The following is a 4,713-nucleotide window of genomic DNA, read 5'->3' as shown; positions in this document are numbered from 1 at the left end:
TTGTGGTTGCTGGGATTTATCGCATTCCACGTGACGTTCGGAGCGATCCATCTGCTGCTCGTGATCGCAGTCGTTTTGTTCGTCGCGCATTTCCTCACCGGACGAAGCGCTGCCGTTTAGGTGGGATCCACTGATTGGGCTTTGGGGGTTCATTCAGCTCTGCCAATCGTGGCTGCAATTATCGTTTGTGCGGCGGGCTCAATCGCTCTTTCGAGTTTGCAAGTCTATACTCGCATTTGCACCGATACGCGAATCTACTAGCGAAGCGATTGGTGCAAGACGGGCCTAATCAGGGTTTTTGGAGTCTGAGTGGTCGCTAGTGGTGTTGCCGTCGCCGGATCCCAGGAGCGATTCAATCATTCCGACCATTGGAAAGGCGTTTGTTTTGGACACAACCGATCGAATGCCTACCTCAAGGGCGTGCCGTTCCAAGTCAGCGCTGGCGTGCTGCGTGAAAAGCACAACGGGAATGGCAGGTGCTATTTCGGCCATGCGGCGTGCCGTCTCGATTCCGTTGATTCCTGGCATCTGAAAATCAAGGATTACGATGTTGGGCCGCAGTTCCTTAAACATCTCAACGGCCGAGACGCCATCCGCGGCTTCGCCACATATTTCCCAGTCCGGGTTGGCTTGCAAGACCATGCGCAGAGATCTTCGCACCAGGTCGCTGTCGTCTACAATTAGGAACCGAGTGCGCATCTGAATCCTTGAAGTAACTTTAGTGGATCTCGAAATCACGCGCCGACCACCGCCATATTACCCACAGGAAGTGAGGCTGTGACAGTGGTGCCATTCCCATTCGATTGTATATCGAGTGTGCCGCCCAACTCTCTCACACGTTCTCGCATCCCGCTTAACCCCACACCGTGGCTGTTGCCTACCAGGGTTGAAACCCTGCTGTCGAGAGGTATGCCTTTGCCCTCGTCGGACACTTGTACAGTGAGCGATTTGTCGCGAGTAGGGCTGATCCGAATCAGAGCGGTCTTACTCTCGGAGTGGCGATAGACGTTAGTAAGGCACTCTTGCACGATCCGGAAAATCGAAATCTCCATGGTGGGCGGAAGTCTTCCGATCTCAGGCGAAAGTTCCACTGTGACCTTCACATTGCTACGCTCGCCAAAGCCTTCCGCGAACATTCTGATTGCGGGCAAAAGGCCGATCTCGTCGAGAAGCGGAGGATGAAGCAGATGCGAGATCGTACGCGTTTGCTTAGAGAGCTGTTCGATCAGTTCGCTATTCTGGCGCAGGGCCTCCACGGCTTGAGGGCCTAGTTTCTCTGCCTGTTGGTGAACCAAACCATTATTCATCGAAAGTGCCGCCAGTAGCGGCCCGACGCTATCGTGGAGATCGCGGGCGATGCGCCGTCTTTCTTCGTCCTGCGTCGTGATTAAGCGGGCAGAAAGTGTGCGCAGATCGCGGTTGAGCATCTCGAGCTGATAGGTCTTGCGATGGAGATCGGCAAAAACACGCACTTTTGCCCGCAGCAATTCGGGAACAATGGGAACCGCGATGTAATCCACAGCGCCGCGCTGATAGGCCTTGAGGCGGTCGATGTCCGTAAGGTGCACTGCGGAGATGAAAATAATGGCCGTATTTTGAAAGCGAGGGTGTTGGCGAATCATATCGGCGAGTTCGAAACCATCGAGCTCGGGCATGCTGACGTCCATCAAGACGACAGCCACGTTCGTTTTCAACAGATGGTCAAGAGCCTCTTTTCCAGAACGCGCTTGGATCAAATTCTCATCCAACTCGTTCAGTATGGCCTCGTACGTGACCAGCTTCCCCGGCTGATCGTCCACCATAAGAATATTGACCTTCTGATGCTCAGCCATTCCTTTCCTCACTCCGCTTGTGCGAAATTTGACACAAGCCAGGATCCAAAACGAAATTTGCGATCAGGTTCCCATTCTAGCGATGGAACCACATTCGCAGTGCCGAGAGCAGTTGCTCGGTATTCACCGGTTTTGCCAAATACTCTGACGCTCCGGCTTCAAGACACTTTTCGCGGTCGCCTTTCATAGCTTTCGCGGTCAAAGCTACGATTGGCAATCGGCGAAATGACGGATTGCGGCGAATAATCTGCATCGTCTCGTATCCGTCCATGTCCGGCATCATGATATCCATCAATACGATCGCAACATCAGAAGTAGACTCGAGCGTGGCGATGGCCTCGCGGCCGGTACCCGCCGTCAGAACCGACATTCCCCGGCGCTCGAGCACGCTGCTAAGAGCAAAAATGTTTCTCACGTCGTCGTCTACCACCAGCACTTTTTTCCCGACAAGCGCTTCGTCGGAGTGGTGTAAGAGATCGAGCATTTTCTGCTTTTCGGCGGGTAGATCAGTGACCACGCGATGCAAGAACAGCGCCGTTTCGTCGAGGAGTCTTTCCGGTGATTCGACGCCCTTCACAACCACGCTGCGTGCCAACATATGGAGACGCGCATCTTCTTCCGGCGAGAGATCTTTCCCGGTGAAGACCACGACCGGCAAGTGACTGAGCATCGGGGTATCGCGGAAGCGCTCCAATATTTCGAATCCCGACATATCCGGGAGGCGAAGATCGAGCACCACGCAATCAAAGGGTTGGTCATCGAGAGCTGCAAGCGCTTCAGAACCTGTCGCCGCCAGCTCCACATCAATATCCTCGTACCCTAACAGTTCCCGTATGCTGAGTTGCTCGGCCGGATTATCCTCCACAACCAGAAGCCTCTTGCGTCGAGGTGTCGTGTATTCCTTGATCCGAGATAAGGCCATCTCCAGCTGCTCGGGCGTCGCTGGTTTGGTCACATAGGAAAACGCTCCGCGGGCCAGACCGTGCTGCCTATCTTCATCGAGCGTCAACATCTGAATCGGGATATGCCGCGTCCGCGGATCCTGTTTCAAGTGGTTAAGCACCGTCCAACCCAGCATGTCCGGCAAAAAGACATCGAGAGAAACGGCCGTGGGATGAAATTCCTGGGCGAGAGCCAACGCCTCCGCACCACGAGTAGCCACCAGCACTTTAAATCCTTTTTCGCGGGCCAAGTCACATAACACGGTCGCAAAATAGGGGTCATCTTCGACGATCAAGAGAGTCGCATCGTCCGGCTGCAGATTTTCACGATCATCTTTCACGGTAATCTGTTCGATGGCGCGCTTTGAAGCAGAAGCGCTAGCCAACTGACCGGGGGTCGTGGTCATCACGGACGCCTTAGCGTCCGCGCTCGCAGCACCTGTCGAAGGACCGACATAAGTTTGAGGGAGATAAAGCGTGAACGTGCTGCCCTCATTCGGCGTACTGCGCAACTGAATTTCACCACCCAGCAAGCCCGCGAGTTCGCGGCTGATCGCCAGACCCAGGCCAGTACCGCCGTACTTGCGGCTCGTTCCGGCGTCCGCCTGCTGGAACGCCTCAAAGATAATGCGCTGTTTCTCGGGTGGAATTCCGATACCCGTGTCCGTGACTTCGAACGCAACCACCGAAGCTGACCTTCCGAGAACTGGATGGCCCTCGCTCCAGCCGGTTTCGGCCGCAAACACCGATAGCCGTACGCCGCCCTTCTCCGTGAATTTGAATGCGTTGGACAGCAAATTCTTCAAAACCTGCTGCAGACGCTTCGAGTCTGTGACGAGGCTGCGCATCAGATTCGGGTCCATTTTCACTTCGAAGTTCAGCCGCCGATTTTCTGCTTCGTGGCGGAACGGACGAGCGATCATGTCGAGCAAGCTGGCAAAGAAAACTTCTTCTGCCTGGACCGACACGGTGCCCGATTCGATCTTTGAAAGGTCCAGAATGTCGGTAATCAAGTTCAAAAGATCAGTTCCCGCACCGTGAATCGTGCGCGCGAACTCCACCTGCTTGGTAGTCAAATTTTTGTCCGGATTGTCAGCCAGCTGCTGGCCAAGAACCAGGATGCTATTGAGAGGCGTGCGCAACTCGTGCGACATGTTCGCGAGGAACTCTGATTTGTACTTTGAGGTGAGAGCCAGCTCCTTGGCTTTCTCTTCCACCGCGCGACGGGCCTGCTCGATTTCTTGATTTTTGCGTTCCACTTCTACGTTCTGTTCGGCCAACTGCTGCGCTTTTTGTGCGAGCTGTTCGTTGGTCTGCTGCAATTCGGTCTGCTGCGTTTGGAGTTCGGTCGCCAACTGCTGGGATTGCTTCAGCAGCCCCTCCGTTTGCATCGTCGCCTCAATACTGTTGAGCACGATACCGATGCTGGAAGTCAGCTGGTCGAGGAACGCGAGGTGAGAAGCCGTGAATACGCGCAACGAAGCAAGTTCGATCACAGCCTTCACGCGGTCCTCGAACAAGATCGGAAGCACGATGATGCTTCGTGGCACTGCCCGGAACAATCCAGAGCGGATCGGAATCGCGTCTGCCGGTACGTCGGTAATCAGCATGCGCTGTTTTTCAGAGGCGCATTGCCCCACGAGTCCCGTTCCCAGACGTAGCCGGTGCGGATGCCCGTCGGGGTCGCTGTCCGCGAAGGCGGACAAGAGAACCATCGTTCCTGATTCTTCCGACTCCATCTGATAGATCACGCCCTGCTGGGCGGTAACGAGCGGCGCGAGCTCGGAAAGGAGCATACGTCCTACAGTCGTCAAATCGCGCTGCCCTTGCAACATGCCCGTGAACCGCGCCAGGTTTGTCTTGAGCCAATCTTGCTCGTTGTTGCGATCGGTGGTGAGCCGGAGGTTATCGATCATCGTGTTGATGTAGTCTTTAAGCTC

General features: G+C 55.1%; 3 protein-coding genes. All 3 read right to left on the bottom strand.

Annotated features, from left to right (window positions below; genetic code table 11):
• Positions 1 to 285: 285 nt before the first annotated feature.
• Entirely contained in the window at positions 286 to 699 is a 414-nt protein-coding gene (locus tag VNX88_20685) for a response regulator transcription factor (protein ID HWY71096.1), read from the bottom strand.
• Between the two features lie 35 nt (positions 700 to 734).
• Positions 735 to 1,832: a response regulator gene (locus tag VNX88_20680; GenBank protein ID HWY71095.1), complete on the bottom strand. Its 1,098-nt coding sequence runs from the start codon at positions 1,830 to 1,832 to the stop codon at positions 735 to 737.
• A gap of 76 nt (positions 1,833 to 1,908) precedes the next feature.
• A partial coding sequence (locus VNX88_20675; GenBank protein ID HWY71094.1) for a response regulator occupies positions 1,909 to 4,713 on the bottom strand: 2,805 nt, incomplete at its 5' end.

The organism is Terriglobales bacterium (assembly GCA_035567895.1).
Lineage (GTDB): Bacteria > Acidobacteriota > Terriglobia > Terriglobales > Acidobacteriaceae > Gp1-AA112.
The sequence above is the reverse complement of the archived record's forward strand: the minus strand, read 5'-3'. Positions and strand labels throughout refer to the sequence as shown.